Source organism: Mycobacterium sp. ITM-2016-00316, from assembly GCF_002968335.2.
Classification (GTDB): Bacteria; Actinomycetota; Actinomycetes; order Mycobacteriales; family Mycobacteriaceae; genus Mycobacterium.
Genome location: NZ_CP134398.1, coordinates 2529289 through 2546010, shown reverse-complemented (window position 1 = coordinate 2546010; position 16722 = coordinate 2529289). Strand labels below are relative to the sequence as shown.

Below are 16722 nucleotides of genomic sequence, written 5' to 3'. Positions count from 1 at the left end.
TATCGCACCTAGGCCGCTGACGTGACCCGATACACGTCATAGACACCCTCGACATTGCGCACCACGTTCAGCACGTGCCCGAGATGTTTCGGGTCACCCATCTCGAAGGTGAACCGGCTGATCGCCACCCGGTCGTTGGAGGTGGTCACCGACGCGGACAGGATGTTCACCTTCTCATCGGCGAGCACACGGGTCACATCGGAGAGCAGACGGTGCCGGTCGAGTGCCTCCACCTGGATCGCGACCAGGAACACCGAGGACGGCGACGGCGCCCACTGCACCTCGATGATGCGCTCGGACTGGTCCTGCAGCGACTGCGCATTCGTACAGTCGGTGCGGTGCACGCTGACGCCGCCGCCGCGGGTGACGAACCCCATGATGACGTCGCCGGGCACCGGGGTGCAGCACTTGGCCAGCTTGGTCAGCACCCCCGCCGCGCCCGGCACGGACACGCCGACATCGTCGCTGGTGCGTTGCCGGACCGGCATGGTCGCCGGGGTGGACCGTTCGGCGATCTCGTCCTCGGCCTCTTCGTCGCCGCCGAGCTGAGCCAGCAGTCGCTGCACCACATGGCGCGCCGAGGTGTGCCCCTCGCCCACCGCGGTGTAGAGCGCGGAGACGTCGGCATAGTGCAACTCGCGCGCGAGCGCGCTCATCGAGTCGCCGTTCATCAACCGCTGCAACGGAAGTCCGCCGCGGCGCACCTCCTTGACGATGGCGTCCTTGCCGGCTTCGAGCGCCTCTTCGCGGCGCTCCTTGGCGAACCACTGGCGGATCTTGGCCTTGGCGCGCGGCGACACCACGAAGGTCTGCCAGTCCCGTGACGGCCCGGCGTTTGCCGCCTTGGAGGTGAAAACCTCGACCTGGTCCCCGTTTTCGAGTTTGCGTTCGAGCGCCACCAACCGGTGGTTCACCCGGGCGCCGATACAACGGTGCCCCACCTCGGTGTGCACGGCGTAGGCGAAGTCCACCGGTGTGGAGCCGGTGGGCAGGGTGACCACGTCACCCTTGGGGGTGAAGACGAAGATCTCCTGCACGGCGAGGTCATAGCGCAGCGATTCCAGGAACTCACCGGGGTCGGCGGCTTCCCGCTGCCAGTCCAGGAGCTGGCGCATCCAGGCCATCTCGTCGATCTCGGTGGAGGTACTGCCCGCCGGTAGGCCGTTGCGCCCCTTGGCCTCCTTGTAGCGCCAGTGCGCGGCGATACCGAACTCGGCGGTGTCGTGCATCTCGTTGGTACGGATCTGCACCTCCAGCGGTTTGCCCTCGGGGCCGATCACCGTGGTGTGCAGCGACTGGTAGACGCCGTAACGCGGCTGGGCGATGTAATCCTTGAAACGGCCCGCCATCGGCTGCCACAAGGAGTGCACCACACCCACCGCCGCGTAACAGTCCCGCATGTCGTGACACAGGATCCGCACCCCGACCAGGTCGTGGATGTCATCGAAGTCGCGGCCCTTGACGATCATCTTCTGGTAGATCGACCAGTAGTGTTTGGGCCGGCCCTCCACCGAGGCATTGATCTTCATGGCGGCCAGCGATGACCCGATCTCGGCGCGTACCCGGGCCAGGTAGGTGTCGCGGGACGGGGCCCGGTCAGCCACCAGCCGTACGATCTCCTCATAGCGCTTGGGATGCAGGATCGCGAACGACAGATCCTCCAGCTCCCACTTGACCGTGGCCATCCCTAGCCGATGTGCCAGTGGCGCAATGACTTCCAGGGTCTCACGGGCCTTGCGCGCCTGCTTCTCCGGCGGCAGGAAACGCATCGTCCGCATGTTGTGCAGCCGGTCGGCGACCTTGATCACCAGCACCCGTGGGTCGCGCGCCATCGCGATGATCATCTTGCGGATGGTCTCGCCCTCGGCGGCGCTGCCGAGGGCCACCTTGTCGAGTTTTGTCACCCCGTCGACGAGATGGCCGACTTCGCTGCCGAAGTCGTCGGTCAGGGATTCCAGCGAGTAGCCGGTGTCCTCCACGGTGTCGTGCAGCAGCGCCGCCACCAGCGTCGTGGTATCCATGCCCAGCTCGGCCAGGATGTTGGCGACCGCCAGCGGATGGGTGATGTAGGGGTCACCCGAGCGGCGCAGCTGATCGGCGTGACGCTCCTCGGCGACATCGTAGGCGCGCTGCAGGATGGCCAGATCGGCCTTCGGGTGGAACTGCCGGTGCACCGCGACCAGCGGCTCGAGCACCGGGTTCACCAGGCTGCGCTGCGAGGTCATCCGGCGCGCCAGCCGCGCGCGGACGCGTCGTGATGCGCTGATCTTCGAGGTATCCGGCGAGGTGACCTCGGCCGCGGGCGCGGGCGCGACGACCTGTCCGTTGCCGGATTCGTCCGCCATGTTCACCTCCTCGCCGAGTGGAGTTCTCAGCCTGACGTTCTCAGCTTGAAATTCGACAATAGCCCTCAGTCGATGATGAGGCTGGTGACCTGCAGCGGTTGCACCGCCGCGCGCCCGTTCAGCGCGGTCAGCTTGAGTACCACCGCGGCGCCGGCCACCCGGGCACCACCCTTTTCCAGCAGCTGGGCCGCCGCGGCCAGCGTGCCGCCCGTCGCCAGCACATCGTCGATCACCAGAACGCTGCGACCGGCCAGATCGATACCGTCGGCGGGGATCTCCAGCGTCGCCGACCCGTACTCCAGGTCGTACTGCACCGTGTGCACCGGCGGCGGCAGCTTGCCACCCTTGCGGACCGCGAGCACCCCGGTGCCCATCTTGAGCGCGACCGCGGCGCCCAGGAGAAACCCCCGGGCATCCACCCCGGCGATCAGATCCACCCCGTCGGCCACCTCGGCCAGCGCGTCGGTGACGACGGCCAGCCCACGCGGATCGGCCAGCACCGGGGTCAGATCCTTGAAATCGACGCCGGCGATCGGGAAGTCGGCGACATGACGGGTCAGGGCGCTGATGAGCGAGGCGGCTTCCTGCCTGCTGCCGGTCATGTCAGTGGACCGACGGGCTTCACGTCAGCGACCATCGGTCCATATTCCATCCTGCTCCCCATCGGGTCGGGTTACTGCTCACGGCGCTCACCTGCTTGGAGGTCAGCAGGGTCCGCTGCTGACGGTACAGCGGCAGCGTCGGGACGTCGGCCCACAGGATCGGTCCGCTCTCCCCCAGCAGGCGGGCCTGTTCCTTGGGGACCGTCGTCACCACCAGCGCGTCGATGATGCCGTCGATGCGCTCGTTGCTGTACCCGGACAGGTTGTTGCCGTTACCGGTGTGCAGATCGTAGGCGTCCAGGGTCGACGAGCCCGTCGAGCCGCTGCCCGGGGAACCTCCGGTGCTGGCGATGAGCACGTCGATCGTGTTGTCGCGCAGGCTCAGCGGGCCCACGGAATCGCCGGCGGCCTCGGTGACGGTGATCCCCGCGGCGGCACAGGCCTGGGCGATGGCGCCGACGGTGGCGGCCAGTCGCGGGTTGGGGCTCTGGTATCCGATCCGGACGGTCAGCGGCTGGTTGTTCAGCGCCTGCCGCGCGCCCTCGATATTGGCGACGCTGAACTGCCCTGCCTCCCCCGCACTTTCGGCGGCCGAGACGGCATCTTCGGTGGTGGGGTTGAGCCGGGCGTTGGCGATCGGCACCTGCGCGTTGCGCGCGATGGTGTCTCGCGGTGTGCACAGCGACAGGGCACGCCGCGCCGGCGGTGCGGCCATCGGCCCCTGCGCCGAGTAGATCAGCTGCTCGATACCGGCCGATGCGGTGTCGGTGCGGGAGTACCCCGCGGGCAGGTTCAGGGTGCCCGATGAGCCGGTCGAGATGTCGACGACGTCGAAGGCCCCGCTGTTGATCCGATCCTGGATATCGGCGCCGCGCGCCCACACCGTCACCCGCGGCGCGGCCGGCTTGGCCCCCCACCACTTGTCATTGGCCACCAGCACGACCGCGCCCTCCGCGGTCACCGAATCCACCTTGTACGGGCCGGAGGACGGCAGCCGCTTCAGGTCGACGTCGGTGCTCAGGTCCCAGGTCGAGTTCCAGGCCCGCGCAATGCGATCCAGGGCCCCGACATCGCTGGTCTGCACGGCGGTGGTGACCCCGCCGTCACCGAGGTCCAGCTCGTCGGCGAGTACATGCGACGGCAGCATCGCGGTCGCCCCGAACAGCTGGCCGTAGTCCACGACGGCGCGATCCTGGGCGAAGGACACCCGGGCCTTCTTCTGGCCCGGCACACAGTCGATGGTGGCGATGTCGCGGTAACCGGCGGTGCTGGCCGCGTCGAAGGCCGGGAACCGGCCGGACTGCGCGGCCCAGGTCAGCACCATGTCATCGCAGGTGATCGGTTTGCCGTCGGAGTAGACGGCGTTGGCGTTGATCTCGTAGTCGAGCACCAGCGGTGCGCGACCGACCACCGAGACCGTGCCGTAGTCGCGGTCGCTGACGATCTGACCGTCCGGGCCGCGGTAGGTGAAGCCGGTGAGCACCCGCGCGAAGGCCTGCGGACCGCCGGATGCTGCACCCGCCACCGAATTGGTGTTGTAGGTGGCCAGCAATCCGTCCACGGCGTAGTCGATGACGTCGTCGGAACCGGACGAGCAGCCCGCCAGCACCAAACCCACCGACAGCGACAGCGCGGCCACCGCCGTGCCGGTCCGCTGCTTCACAGACCGGGACACTAGGTCCGCCGTTTGCCCGACGGTCGGGTGGGCCGGTTCGGGCGCGCGCCGGGGGCGGGCTTGTCCGGTGCGGGGGCCGAGGGTGCGGCGGTCACGCTCACCGTGTCCTCGCCGCCTTCGGCATCGGTGTCCTCATCGGTGTCGATGTCGGCGTCGGCACCGGACTTGGCCGCGGCCGCTGCGCGGCGGCGCAGCACCCGCTTGGTGTGCTTGCTCACCAGCTCGGTGCGCTCCCGCAGGGTCACCAGCAGCGGGGTGGCGAAATAGATCGAGGAGTAGGTGCCGACGAGGACACCGACCAACTGCACCAGCGCCAGATCCTGCAGGGTGCCCACGCCGAGCAACCAGACCGCGATGACCATCAGCGCGATGATCGGCAGCGCCGAGATGAGGCTGGTGTTGATCGAGCGCATGAACGTCTGGTTCACGGCGAGGTTGGCCTGTTCGGCGAACGTCCGGCGGGTGGTGTGCTCGAATCCGTCGGTGTTCTCCTCCACCTTGTCGAACACGATGACGGTGTCATAGAGGGAGAAGCCGAGGATGGTCAGCAGGCCGATCACGGTGGCCGGAGACACTTCGAAACCCACCAGCGCGTAGACGCCCGCCGTGACGATCAGGTCGAAGAACAATGCCGCCAGCGCCGCGAGCGCCATGTATCGCTCGTAGCGCACCGTGATGTAGATGGTGACGAGCACCAGGAACACCACCAGCGCGATGAGGGCCTTCTGGGTGATCTGCCCGCCCCAGGTCGAGGACACCGCCGAGTCGCTGATGGCCAGCTTGCTGGGCTCGCCGTTCGCACCCTTGGGCGCGAAGGCATCGAACAGCGCGACGCGCAGCTTCTCGGTGTCCTCGTTGTTCAGCGTCTCGGTGCGGATCTGCACGCTGGCCGACGGGCCGTTGCCGACGATGACCACCGTCTCGGGTGGTCTGCCGAACGTGTCGCTGTAGACCGTCTCGACCTGTTCGGTGGTGGCCTGGCCCTTGGCGCCGTCGACCGGCATCGAGAACTTGGTGCCGCCCTCGAAGTCGATACCGAAGGTGAACCCGCGCACCAGCATGGCCAGTAGCGAGATGCCGACGATGACGCCACTGATGGCGTACCAGAGTTTGCGCTTGCCGATGACCTCGAAGGCGCCGGTACCGGTGTAGAGGCGCACGAAGAAGCTGTGCTTCGGGATCCCGCCGGACGCGGTCTCAGCCACGGTGGTCTCTTCCGAGGAGTGCTTGGCCGACATTGACTAACCCCGTCCTGTCGAGTGCACGGCACGCCGCTCGCGGGCGATCTGCTGAACCGCGCCGAGCCCGTTGTACGCCGGCTTGGCCAGCGTCGCGGACTTCGACGTCAGGTACACCAGCGGCCAGGTCACCAGGAACACCACCAGGACGTCCAGGATGGTGGTCAGGCCCAGCGTGAAGGCGAAGCCCTTCACCTGGCCGACGGCCAGGAAGTAGAGCACCGCGGCGGCCAGGAAGGTGACGGCGTTGCCGGACAGAATCGTCTTGCGGGCACGGGCCCAACCGCGCGGCACCGCCGAACGGTACGAGCGGCCCTCGCGGATCTCGTCCTTGATGCGCTCGAAGAAGACCACGAACGAGTCGGCGGTCGTCCCGATACCGATGATCAGACCTGCGATGCCGGCCAGGTCGAGCGTGTAGCCGATGTATCTGCCGAGCAACACGAGCAGGGCATAGACCATGGCACCGGCCAGGATGAGCGACAGCGCGGTCAGCAATCCCAGTACCCGGTAGTAGAGCAGCGAATACAGCAGCACCAGCGCCAGTCCCACCGCGCCGGCGATCAGCCCCGCCTTGAGCGAGGTCAAACCGAGTGTGGCCGAAACGGTTTCGGCTTCCGAGGACTCGAAGGACAGCGGCAGCGAGCCGTACTTGAGCACGTTGGCCAGCTCGCGCGCCGAGGAGTCGGTGAATTGTCCGGTGATCTGGGTGCGGCCACCGGGAATCGCCTCCTGGATTTCCGGGGCGCTGACGACCTGCGAGTCCAGCGTGAACGCGGTCTGGGTGCCGACGTTGGCGGCGGTGAAGTCGGCCCAGGTCTGGGAACCACCGCTCTTGAACTCGACATCGACGACGTAGTCACCGCGCTGCGGATCCAGTCCGGATCCGGCGGTCTTGATCTCTTCACCGCTCATGATCGATTTGTCGAGCAGGTACACGGTGTTGTGGTCCACCGAGCAGGTGACCAGCGGGAGGTTGGGATCGTCGTTGCCGGCGAGCACATCCTCCTCGTTGCAGCGGGTGGCCTGGAACTGCAGCGCCAGCAACTGGATGCTCTGGTCGGTGCTCTGCCGCAGCTGCTTCTCATCGGCGATGCGCTGCGCCAGGTCGGCATCCTCATCCGGTGTGCCGGGGGCAGCGGGGGGCTGGCCGGGTGCGGGCGGCTGCCCGGGCGCCGGCGTGGGTGACGGCGAGGGTGCGGGCTCCAGCGGATAGGGACGCGGCTGGGCGGGCGGCGGGGCGGGGGCGCCCGGCTCGGCGGCGGGTTCACCGGGAGTGCGGATAGGGGCCTCGGGCTCGGCCGGCGCCAGCAGCGGCGGCATCCCGGGGTCGCCGCCGGGCAGACCGGGCATACCCGGCGCGCCCGCGGGGGGCGCCTGGGCGGCCGGATCGCCGGGAGCCTGCGCCGGCATGGCGTGGATCACCGGGCGGATGTAGAGCCGCGCGGTCTGACCGAGGCTGCGGGCCTCGGAACCGTCATCGCCGGGAACGGTGATGACCAGGTTGTCGCCGTCGATGATGACCTCGGAGCCCGAGACGCCGAGCCCGTCCACACGCGAGCTGATGATCTCCTGCGCCTGTAACAACGATTCCCGCGAGGGCTGCGAGCCGTCCGGCGTGCGCGCGGTGAGAGTGACACGGGTGCCGCCCTGCAGATCGATGCCCAACTTCGGTTCGGCCTGCTTGTCCCCGGTCAGGAAGACCAGCAGGTAGACACCGACGAGAAGCACCATGAAGAGCGTCAGATAGCGGGCAGGGTGGACCGGCGCCGAAGACGAAGCCACGGTTCTTGGGTCTCCTTGAAACGATCAGGGGATAGCGCACTGCTTGGCGCTACCGGGAGGGTACGCGGTGAAGCTGAGTCAGTTGCCGTCAGTCTTGGGTGCCGGCCTGTCGGTCAACTCCACGGCGCCGGACTCGTCTTCGTAGCTGTCGGTTTCGTCGTCTTCGTATTCGTCGTCATCGGCGTCCTCGATGCGGTCCCGGACGGCCAGCTTCATCCAGGTGGTGACGACGCCGGGAGCGATCTTGAGGTCGACGTGGTCGTCGGTGATACCGGCGATGGTGCCCTGCAGACCCGACGTGGTGTGCACACGATCGCCGATGGTCAGCGACTCGTGCAGATCAATGGTGGCCTGCATGGCCTTCTTCTGCCGGCGCGACGCGAAGAACATGAAAGCGCCCATGATGAGGATGAGGGGCAGGAATACGACGAGATCCATGAAACTGCTGTCCTTCGCGGTTGTTCAGCGGGTACGGCACACCAGTGTGCCATTACCGCTGCTCCCCTCCATCGGCTCACCCCTGCAGCTTCCGACGGCGGGGTACGACGTAACACGTCTGCCGCACGGTGCTGAGCCAACCGAATTCGTGGCACAATTCCTTCCAATACACGCATTCCGAAGGTGTATCCCGTGTCAGCAGTGGTTTTCACCCGCATCCGCGGCCGGCGGATTAGGGTTTAGCCCACCCCCCGATCAGGAGTCAGCCGTGACTGCCGTCGAACAGACCCGTCATCTCGCCACCGCCATCCCAGGGCCGAAGTCGTCGGCCCTGATCGACCGCAAGAACGCCGCGGTGTCCCGCGGCGTCGGCACCACGATGCCGGTCTATGCCGCCCGCGCCGGGGGCGGCATCGTCGAGGATGTCGACGGCAACCGGCTCATCGACCTGGGGTCCGGTATCGCGGTCACCACCATCGGCAATGCCGCGCCCCGGGTGGCCGAGGCGGTCGCCGCCCAGGCGGGCCAGTTCACCCATACCTGTTTCATGGTGACGCCTTACGAGCAGTATGTGGACGTCTGCGAACACCTCAACCGGCTGACCCCCGGTGCCGGCGAGAAACGTTCGGCGTTGTTCAACACCGGATCCGAGGCCGTCGAGAACGCGATCAAGATCGCCCGCTCCTACACCCGCAAGCAGGCGGTGGTGGCCTTCGACCACGCCTACCACGGCCGCACCAACCTCACCATGGCGCTGACCGCGAAGTCGATGCCCTACAAGAACGGGTTCGGCCCGTTCGCGCCCGAGATCTACCGGGCGCCGCTGTCCTATCCGTTCCGGGACGCTGAGTTCGGCAAGGAACTGGCCACCGACGGTGAACTGGCCGCCCGGCGCGCGATCAGCGTGATCGACAAGCAGGTCGGGGCGGACAACCTGGCCGCTGTCATCATCGAGCCGATCCAGGGTGAGGGCGGGTTCATCGTTCCCGCCCAGGGCTTCCTGGCCACCCTGCTGGCCTGGTGCCGGGACAACGATGTCGTGTTCATCGCCGACGAGGTCCAGACCGGATTCGCCCGTACCGGGGCCATGTTCGCCTGCGAGCACGAAGGGATCGAGCCGGACCTCATCGTCACCGCCAAGGGCATCGCCGGCGGCCTACCGCTGTCAGCGGTCACCGGCCGCGCCGACATCATGGACGCACCGCACGTCTCCGGCCTGGGCGGCACCTACGGCGGCAACCCGGTCGCCTGCGCGGCAGCGCTGGCCACCATCGAGACCATCGAATCCGACGGTCTCGTGGAACGCGCGGCTGCGATCGAGACGCTGATGAAGGATCGGTTGCACCAGTTGCAGGCCGATGACGACCGGATCGGCGATGTGCGCGGGCGCGGCGCGATGATCGCGGTCGAACTCGTCAAGCCCGGTGGTATCGAGCCCGATGCCGATCTGACGAAGGCGCTGTGCGCGGCCGCCCACTCCCAGGGGGTCATCGTGTTGTCGTGCGGCACCTACGGGAACGTGCTGCGTTTCCTGCCGCCGCTGGCGATCAGTGACGAGTTGCTCAACGAGGGTCTGGACGTGCTGGCCGCAGCGCTCAAGGAACTTGGGTAACCGGTTTTCCCGGTTCAACGGGCATGGGATCGCCTAGCATCCGACCGAATGACCGCGTACCCGGCCCTGCTGCGCTCGTGGTGGCGCCAGCCCGACCACTACGACTGGCTCTCCGGCTATCTCGACGCCCAGCGACTGCGTGGGTTCACCCGGTCGATGATGGTGGCCGTCATCGTGGCGCTGGGTACCGCACCGGTGCTGATGCACTGGAGCCCCGGCGGGCCCGCTGACGGTCTGCCCACCCTGCTGTCGGGCATCCTGGCGCTGATCACGGCGACCATGGCGGCGCTGTGGGCCCGCCGCTGGCCGACGCGCGAGCAGTCGAAGGCATTCGCCGTCACCGCGACACTGTGCATCGCCGCGGCCTGCCTGCTGGACCGCGACCCGGTGGCCGGACTCCTCGGCTGCGCATGTTTCGCGGCGATGGCCGGTTACGTCGCGTTCTTCCACACCAGCCCGTATCTGGTGGCGGTCATCGGTGTGGCCGTGACCACCACCGGGATCAACGCGGTCCGCTTCGCTCTGGCCGGGGATCCCGCCGGCGCAGTAAGCAAGTTCCTGGTCATCCTCGTCGGTGTGCTGGCGGTGCCGGGCTCGATTCAGGTGCTGGTCCGGCTGCTGGGTAGCGACGCCGCGGAATCCGATGTCGACTCCCTGACCAATATCCTGAACCGGCGCGGATTCCACCGTGCCGCATACGAATTGATAGGCCGGGCCGCCCGGCACGGCGGCACCCTCGGTGTGATCCTGGTAGATCTGGACGGTTTCAAACGCATCAACGACACCCGCGGGCACGCCGCGGGCGACAGGCTGTTGATCACCGTCGCGGAGATCCTGCGCGAGCAGGCCGCCGGCGACGATATCGTCGCCGCCCGCTTCGGCGGCGAAGAGTTCCTGGTGTGTGGCCATCTCGACGACGCGGCTACCGCGGCACTGGCCGAGCGGATCCGCCTCGACGTGGCCGCCCTGCCCGACGCGATCACCGTCAGCATCGGTTCGGCTCTGGCGAAGATCGGCAATCTCACCGACCAGGAGATCTCCCAGTTGGTCGACCGGCTCGTCGAGGCGGCCGATGACGCGATGTACCGCGCCAAACGCGCCGGCGGAAATCGGGCGCACCGCAACAATCACGAATTCGGCGCGCTCTAGCGCGCCCGGGCACCACTCCAAAACCGTTGCAGGCCGGCGATGACCGACTCGCGGTCGATCAGCAGCGGCGAGGAGTGCCCGGAGCCGCGGACTCCCACCACGGTGGCGTCGGCCATCCCGTCCGCGACGGTCTGGGCGTCGGCCGGCCGCCAGCCGGTGATGTCGTCTCGGCCTGCCATCATGAGCACCGGGGCGGCAATCCGGGCCATGTCGGCGGACATGTCGGGACGGTTCAGCATCATCGACCGCATGGCACGGAACATCGAAGGCCTGTCCGCTCGGATGAAAGCACTCATCACCTCGTCCGCGAGGTTCGGTGCAGCAGAATATGATTCCCGCCCCACCAGCGCGTCGGCGAGCGGCTTCAGCAGCACTGGGTTCGGCCCGGTGAACCGATAGAGCTGCACGAGCGGCCAGGCTTTGGTCCAGCGTTCGACCGCTCGCAGAGCATGGGCGGGTGTGCCGATCGTGGTGAGGGTGCGCACGCGCTCCGGCCGGTGCACGGCCAGTTGGATTCCCACGTGCCCGCCCCAGGCGTTGCCCACCCAGTCCACGGGTTCGTCGATGCCGAGCGCGTCCAGCACCGACACGGCCGCGGCTACACAGTCGGCAAAGCCGAAGTCGCGCCCGATGGCTTCGCTGCCGCCGTGCGACGGCCCGTCGATCACCACCACCGAGCGGCTGCCCGCCAGGTCCTCGGCGGCGCCGCACCACGATCGAGAATCCAGAAACAGGCTGTGCCACAGCACCACCGGCCGACCGGCGCCCAGCGTCTCGACGTGCAGCCTGCCCACATCGGTGACGATTTGCTCGACGGCCATGACTCTCCAATTACTTCGGAAGCCGAAACTTCGGTAACCGTAGTATGCTGATCGTCCATGGCTCCGTCAAGTGAGCACCCCGACGACCGTCTGGCGGTCGGCCAACTCCTCGTCCGGCTGCTGCGGCTGTTCCGCGATGACCTGACCGAGCCCCGCGCGGCCGCCGGCTTCGGCGATGTCCGCGAACCGCACTTCCAGATATTCGGCAACATCCGCACCGGTGGCATCCGACTGACCGAACTGGCTGACCGGGCACAGCTGAGCCTGGCGGCGGCGTCGGAGCTGATCAACGATCTCGTCGAGTCGGGATACCTCAGCCGTCGCCCCGACCCGGCAGACGGTAGAGCCAAGCTCATCGACCTGACCGCACGGGGGCGCGCTCTCATGGCCGCTGCCGGAGACCGAGTCATCGATCTCGAGCAACGCTGGGCAGACGTCGTCGGTCGCGACCGTTTCACCCAGATGTGCCGCACGATGCAGCAGCTGCTCGACGAACTGGACCCCGAGCAGTCCCGCAGCTAGCTGCGCATCGGTGTGCTGAGCACCTGCTTGAACGCCGTACAGTGATACCGGACACAATGGAGCTCGATCTTTCACACGAACTGACTCGATGAACACGATTCGCCGGTGGTGGCGGCAACCCGACCACTATGAGTGGCTTTCGGTGTACCTGGAGTCGCAACAGCTCCGCTGGCCCCTGCAGTTGATCATGGCCACCACGGTCACCGGACTCGGATTCGTGCCGTTGCTGCTGCTGTGGAGCCCGGCTGTGCCCTCCGGATGGCCGACCTACGTCATCGCGATCTCGGCGACCGTGCTGTGCTGGAGCATGACGGTCGCATGGCTGATCCGATGGCCGTCGCGGCGGGTGTCCCGCATCTTCGCGGTGCTGTCCGCGGTGAGCGTCTCGGCGGCCTGCCTGATCGTCTTGGAGCCACAGCACGGACTGCTGGCATGCGCCATCTTCTCGGCGATCGGCGGACTGGTGGCGTTCACCCAGAACAGCCCCTTCCTGGCACTGGTGCTCGGAATCGGAGTAGGTACCGCGGCGATCTGCGGCGTGCGGGCCGCCATGATCGGCGATCCCGCCCTGGCGATCAGCCAGCTTCTGCTGATTCTGGCGAGCATGCTCACCGTGCCCATGATGGGCCAGATACTGGTCCAGCTGCTGGGCGCTGACGCGGTGAACTCGGACGTCGACGTTCTCACCGGCCTGCACAACCGGCGTGGGTTCTACCGGGCCGTAGGACATCGGGCCGGTCGCATCCTCCGCGGGCGCGGGGCGCTCGGGCTGGTGATGGTCGATCTGGACTGCTTCAAACAGATCAATGACACCTTGGGACACGCCGCCGGCGATGAGGTACTCAAAGCGGTGGCCGCTGTGCTGCGCAGGGTCGCCGGAGGCGATGCCGTCGTGGCCCGTATCGGCGGCGAAGAGTTCTGCATCGCCGCCACGACCGGTGACCGACACATACTTCACCTCGCCGACCGGGTTCGCGCCGCGATCGCAGGCATACCGGACGGCGTCACCGCCAGCGTCGGCACCGCCTTTGCCGCGCGTCTGCCGTCCTCCAGGGAGGCACTCGATGAGCTGCTCGGCGCCGCGGACCGCGCGATGTACGCCGCCAAGCGGGCCGGCGGCAATCAGGTCCGCCACGCGTCGGACACCGTGCCACCGTAGATCAGTCAGTGGTGTGCAAGCTCGCTGTTGCGGTCGCGCCGCCCGAAGATGCCCCGCCAGCCGCGCTTGCGGCCGGCCTCCGCGGTGGGTCCGATGACCTCAGTCTTCTGATCCGGCATCACCACCGGCTGCGCGCCCGTCGTGGCGACCGGGGTGGCCGTTTCGGTATGGCCGATCTCCACGTCCCGGACGCTGCGCACCGACAACCGCCCGACCGCGACCGCGGCCAGAAAGACGATCAGCGCGCCGAGGCCGGAAAAGTACGCCAATTCCAACACCACCCGCTTGGCCTCGGTGACAGCCACCGGGTTACCGACGTTGCCGAGGGCCAGCGGCGCCGCCAGCGCACGCCCGACCACGAACCACGCACCGGCAGCCACGGCCAGCCATCCGCCCAGCATCGCGGTGGCGCGATTGCGCGACACCAGCAGCAGGAGGCCACCGATCACGGCCACCACACCCGGCAGCACTTCCAACCAGCCCCGGCCCAGCGTCCACGTCCACGGCGAATCAGGGGTGTACGCGAAATCGAAATAGGGGCCGACGAACGGGATGAAGGCACCCCACAGGCCGAGCAGGATCAGCAAGAATCCGCTGAGCGCACCGCGGCTGCGCGATATCGCCAGTCTGCCGCCACGGGCGGGACGTACTCGGGTATCGGACATGGTGGCCTCCTCGGTCATGGCGAGGGATTACCCACCTTGATCAAGCGGTAACCAGGTTGACCGCGACGAGCAGGACCGCAATCAACGGGAACACCCCCTGGGTGACGGCGGCGCGGGCTTTGTCCGGCGAGGACACCAACAACACCAGTGCGGCCGCCAGCATCGATCCCACCCCGGCCAGCACCAGGGCGGTCCCGACCGAGCAGTGGCCGACGAGCGCTGCGCCGACCCCGATCCCGGTGACGATGGCCAGGAACAGGTTGTAGAAGCCCTGATTGAAAGCCATTTCCTTGGTGGCCTCCGCCTCTTGGGCGCTCAGCCCGAAGGTCGCGCGGGTGCGGGGCGCGGTCCAGGTCAGCGACTCCATCACGAAGATGTACACGTGCAGCAGGGCGGCGAGGCTGGCGACGATGAGACCGGCGGTGAGCATGGGGACTATTCAAACAGCCCGGTCTGGCCGAATCCGGTGACCGGCGGTTGCAGACCGAGATGTGTCCATGCCAGCGGTGTCGCGACCCGGCCGCGCGGGGTGCGGGCGATCATCCCGGCCCGCACCAGGAACGGCTCGCACACCTCCTCGACGGTGGTGGCTTCCTCCCCCACCGCGACGGCCAGGGTGGACACCCCGACCGGTCCGCCACCGAAGCTGCGGGTCAGGGCGGAGAGCACCGCACGGTCCAGGCGGTCCAGGCCGAGTTCGTCGACGTCGTAGACCGCCAGCGCCGCCTTGGCGATATCGCGGGTGATGATGCCGTCGGCACGTACCTCCGCGTAATCGCGGACCCGGCGCAGCAGCCGGTTGGCGATACGCGGGGTGCCTCGGGAGCGGCGGGCGACCTCGGAGCCGGCGGTGGCCTCCAGTTCGATCCCGAGGATCCCGGCCGAACGGTGGAGCACCCGTTCCAGATCGGCCGGCTCGTAGAAATCCATGTGCGCGGTGAAACCGAAGCGGTCGCGCAGCGGGCCGGTCAGCGCGCCGGAGCGGGTGGTCGCGCCCACCAGGGTGAACGGTGCCACGTCGAGCGGGATCGAGGTCGCCCCAGGGCCTTTGCCGACCACGACGTCGACCCGGAAGTCCTCCATCGCCAGATACAGCATCTCCTCGGCGGGCCGCGCGATGCGGTGGATCTCGTCGATGAACAGCACATCACCCTCGACGAGATTGGACAGCATCGCCGCGAGATCCCGGCGCGTTCCAGCGCCGGGCCGGACGTCACCCGCAGCGCCGAGCTCAGCTCGGCGGCGATGATCATCGCCAGTGAGGTCTTGCCCAGGCCGGGCGGCCCGGACAGCAGGATGTGATCCGGTGTGCCGCCCCGGTTCTTGGCACCCTGAGAACCAGCTGGAGCTGTTCGCGCACCCGGTGCTGCCCGATGAACTCCCCCAGCGTGCGCGGCCGCAGGCTGGCGTCGACGTCGGCCTCACCGACGGTCAGCGCCGGCGATACGTCCCGCTCCTCGATGTCATCGTCGGGTTCTGAATCGAAACGGCCCATTACTTCTTACCCAGCATCGACAGTGCCGCGCGCAGCGCGGTCGACGTGGTGGCCGCCGGATCATCGGCGAGCACCTTGTCGGTGGCCTCCTCGGCCTGCTTGACCGCGAAGCCAAGGCCGACAAGGGCTTCCACCACCGGCATGCGCACCGCGTGTCCGGTGACCGTTGCCGAACCGCCGGCGCCGGGCACCGCACCGATCTTGTCGCGCAGTTCCAGCACCAGCCGCTCGGCGCCGCGCTTTCCGATGCCCGGCACCCTGGTCAACGCGGTGACATCACCGTCGGCCAGCGCCTGGCGCAGCGAGCTCGCGTCGTACACGGCCAGGGTGGCCAGCGCGATCTTCGGGCCGACACCGGAGACCCCCAGCAGCGTGCTGAACAGGTCGCGCGATTCACCGTCGGCGAAGCCGTACAACGTCATCGAGTCCTCGCGCACGATCATGGCGGTGATCAGCCGGGCCTCCTCGCCGCGGCGCAGCGTGGACAGCGTCGACGGGGTGGCCATCACCTTGTAGCCGACACCGGCGGCCTCCACGACCGCGTGATCGAGGGCGATCTCGATGATCTCGCCGCGCACCGAGGCGATCATGCCCGCACCGCCTTCAACTTCGCCTGCTCCTTGAGCTTGGCCTGATACAGCTTCTTCTGCTCGGCGGCCTTGGCTTCGGCCTCGGCCATCCGGGCGATCATCGGCGCCCTCCAGCAGTGGCAGATGGCGAGTGCGAGCGCATCCGCGGCGTCGGCGGGCGTCGGCTTCTGTTGTAGACCAAGGATTTTGGTGACCATGGTGGTGACCTGCGCCTTGTCGGCCCGGCCGTTGCCGGTGACCGCGGCCTTGACCTCGCTGGGGGTGTGGAAGTGCACATCGATATCGCGGCGGGCGGCGGCCAGCGCGATCACGCCGCCGGCCTGCGCGGTGCCCATCGCGGTGTTGGCATTCTGGTTGGCGAACACCCGCTCGATGGCGATCACGTCGGGGCGGTGGGTGTCCATCCAGTATTCGACGGTGTCACTGATGGTGAGCAGCCGCCGCTCCAACGCCTCGCCGGCCGGGGTCCGCACGACGTCGACGTCGAGCGCGATGACATGGCGACCGCGACCGGTCTCGATCACCGACAACCCGCAGCGCGTCAACCCGGGATCGACTCCCATTACCCGCACGCCAGCCCCTTCACCGATCAGAACACGTGTTCGATAGCGTAGCCGCCGAGCCCG

Annotated in this window: 15 protein-coding genes and 1 pseudogene; 4 read left to right on the top strand and 12 right to left on the bottom strand. The window is 67.9% G+C overall.

Going from position 1 to position 16722, the window contains the following annotated elements; translation table 11 throughout:
• Positions 1–8: 8 nt before the first annotated feature.
• The 6 genes from C6A86_RS12320 to yajC all read right to left on the bottom strand — a co-directional run bounded on the left by C6A86_RS12320 (position 9) and on the right by yajC (position 8083).
• Positions 9–2345 carry a bifunctional (p)ppGpp synthetase/guanosine-3',5'-bis(diphosphate) 3'-pyrophosphohydrolase gene (locus tag C6A86_RS12320; RefSeq protein ID WP_105366215.1) on the bottom strand — a complete coding sequence of 779 codons (2337 nt, stop codon included), beginning with the start codon at positions 2343–2345 and terminating at the stop codon, positions 9–11.
• A 65-nt stretch (positions 2346–2410) separates the two neighbouring features.
• Positions 2411–2947 (bottom strand): adenine phosphoribosyltransferase, encoded by a 537-nt coding sequence (locus C6A86_RS12315; RefSeq protein WP_311101154.1) that lies wholly within the window; start codon positions 2945–2947, stop codon positions 2411–2413.
• A 19-nt stretch (positions 2948–2966) separates the two neighbouring features.
• Positions 2967–4610, bottom strand: coding sequence for an ABC transporter substrate-binding protein (locus tag C6A86_RS12310; RefSeq protein WP_105366217.1), 1644 nt, complete (start codon positions 4608–4610; stop codon positions 2967–2969).
• Positions 4611–4621: 11 nt separating this feature from the next.
• On the bottom strand, positions 4622–5860 hold the full coding sequence (secF, locus tag C6A86_RS12305; RefSeq protein ID WP_105366218.1) for a protein translocase subunit SecF: 1239 nt from the start codon (positions 5858–5860) through the stop codon (positions 4622–4624).
• Between the two features lie 3 nt (positions 5861–5863).
• Positions 5864–7645 (bottom strand): protein translocase subunit SecD, encoded by a 1782-nt coding sequence (gene secD, locus C6A86_RS12300; protein WP_311101153.1) that lies wholly within the window; start codon positions 7643–7645, stop codon positions 5864–5866.
• 78 nt (positions 7646–7723) lie between these two features.
• Positions 7724–8083 (bottom strand): preprotein translocase subunit YajC, encoded by a 360-nt coding sequence (gene yajC, locus C6A86_RS12295; RefSeq protein ID WP_311101152.1) that lies wholly within the window; start codon positions 8081–8083, stop codon positions 7724–7726.
• A 268-nt stretch (positions 8084–8351) separates the two neighbouring features.
• Between yajC and gabT the strand changes: the two genes are divergently transcribed.
• Positions 8352–9695, top strand: a complete 1344-nt coding sequence (gabT, locus tag C6A86_RS12290) for a 4-aminobutyrate--2-oxoglutarate transaminase (RefSeq protein ID WP_105365291.1) — start codon at positions 8352–8354, stop codon at positions 9693–9695.
• 48 nt (positions 9696–9743) lie between these two features.
• On the top strand, positions 9744–10844 hold the full coding sequence (locus tag C6A86_RS12285; RefSeq protein WP_105365292.1) for a diguanylate cyclase: 1101 nt from the start codon (positions 9744–9746) through the stop codon (positions 10842–10844).
• Here the strand turns inward: C6A86_RS12285 and C6A86_RS12280 are convergent.
• Positions 10841–11638, bottom strand: a complete 798-nt coding sequence (locus tag C6A86_RS12280) for an alpha/beta hydrolase (protein WP_311101151.1) — start codon at positions 11636–11638, stop codon at positions 10841–10843. The two genes, C6A86_RS12285 and C6A86_RS12280, sit on opposite strands and share 4 nt — an antisense overlap.
• A gap of 84 nt (positions 11639–11722) precedes the next feature.
• On the opposite strand from C6A86_RS12280, the gene C6A86_RS12275 reads away from it, so the two are divergent.
• Complete coding sequence (locus C6A86_RS12275; protein WP_105365294.1) at positions 11723–12187, top strand: MarR family winged helix-turn-helix transcriptional regulator; 465 nt, start codon at positions 11723–11725, stop codon at positions 12185–12187.
• 88 nt (positions 12188–12275) lie between these two features.
• The gene (locus tag C6A86_RS12270) at positions 12276–13346 is read left to right on the top strand and encodes a GGDEF domain-containing protein (protein WP_105365295.1); all 1071 of its coding nucleotides are present in this window, start codon (positions 12276–12278) and stop codon (positions 13344–13346) included.
• 5 nt (positions 13347–13351) lie between these two features.
• Here C6A86_RS12270 and C6A86_RS12265 read toward each other — a convergent pair whose 3' ends face one another.
• From C6A86_RS12265 to ruvC, 5 genes and pseudogenes are all read right to left on the bottom strand, one after another.
• Positions 13352–14011, bottom strand: a complete 660-nt coding sequence (locus C6A86_RS12265; protein ID WP_105365328.1) for a hypothetical protein — start codon at positions 14009–14011, stop codon at positions 13352–13354.
• 40 nt (positions 14012–14051) lie between these two features.
• Entirely contained in the window at positions 14052–14441 is a 390-nt protein-coding gene (locus tag C6A86_RS12260; protein ID WP_105365296.1) for a DUF1304 domain-containing protein, read from the bottom strand.
• 5 nt (positions 14442–14446) lie between these two features.
• Positions 14447–15506, bottom strand: a pseudogene (gene ruvB / locus C6A86_RS12255) (Holliday junction branch migration DNA helicase RuvB).
• Complete coding sequence (gene ruvA / locus C6A86_RS12250) at positions 15506–16096, bottom strand: Holliday junction branch migration protein RuvA (RefSeq protein ID WP_105365298.1); 591 nt, start codon at positions 16094–16096, stop codon at positions 15506–15508. The pseudogene ruvB and the gene ruvA overlap by 1 nt, the downstream one beginning before the upstream one ends.
• Positions 16093–16668 carry a crossover junction endodeoxyribonuclease RuvC gene (gene ruvC / locus C6A86_RS12245; RefSeq protein WP_105365299.1) on the bottom strand — a complete coding sequence of 192 codons (576 nt, stop codon included), beginning with the start codon at positions 16666–16668 and terminating at the stop codon, positions 16093–16095. The genes ruvA and ruvC overlap by 4 nt, the downstream gene beginning before the upstream one ends.
• Positions 16669–16722 lie beyond the last annotated feature (54 nt).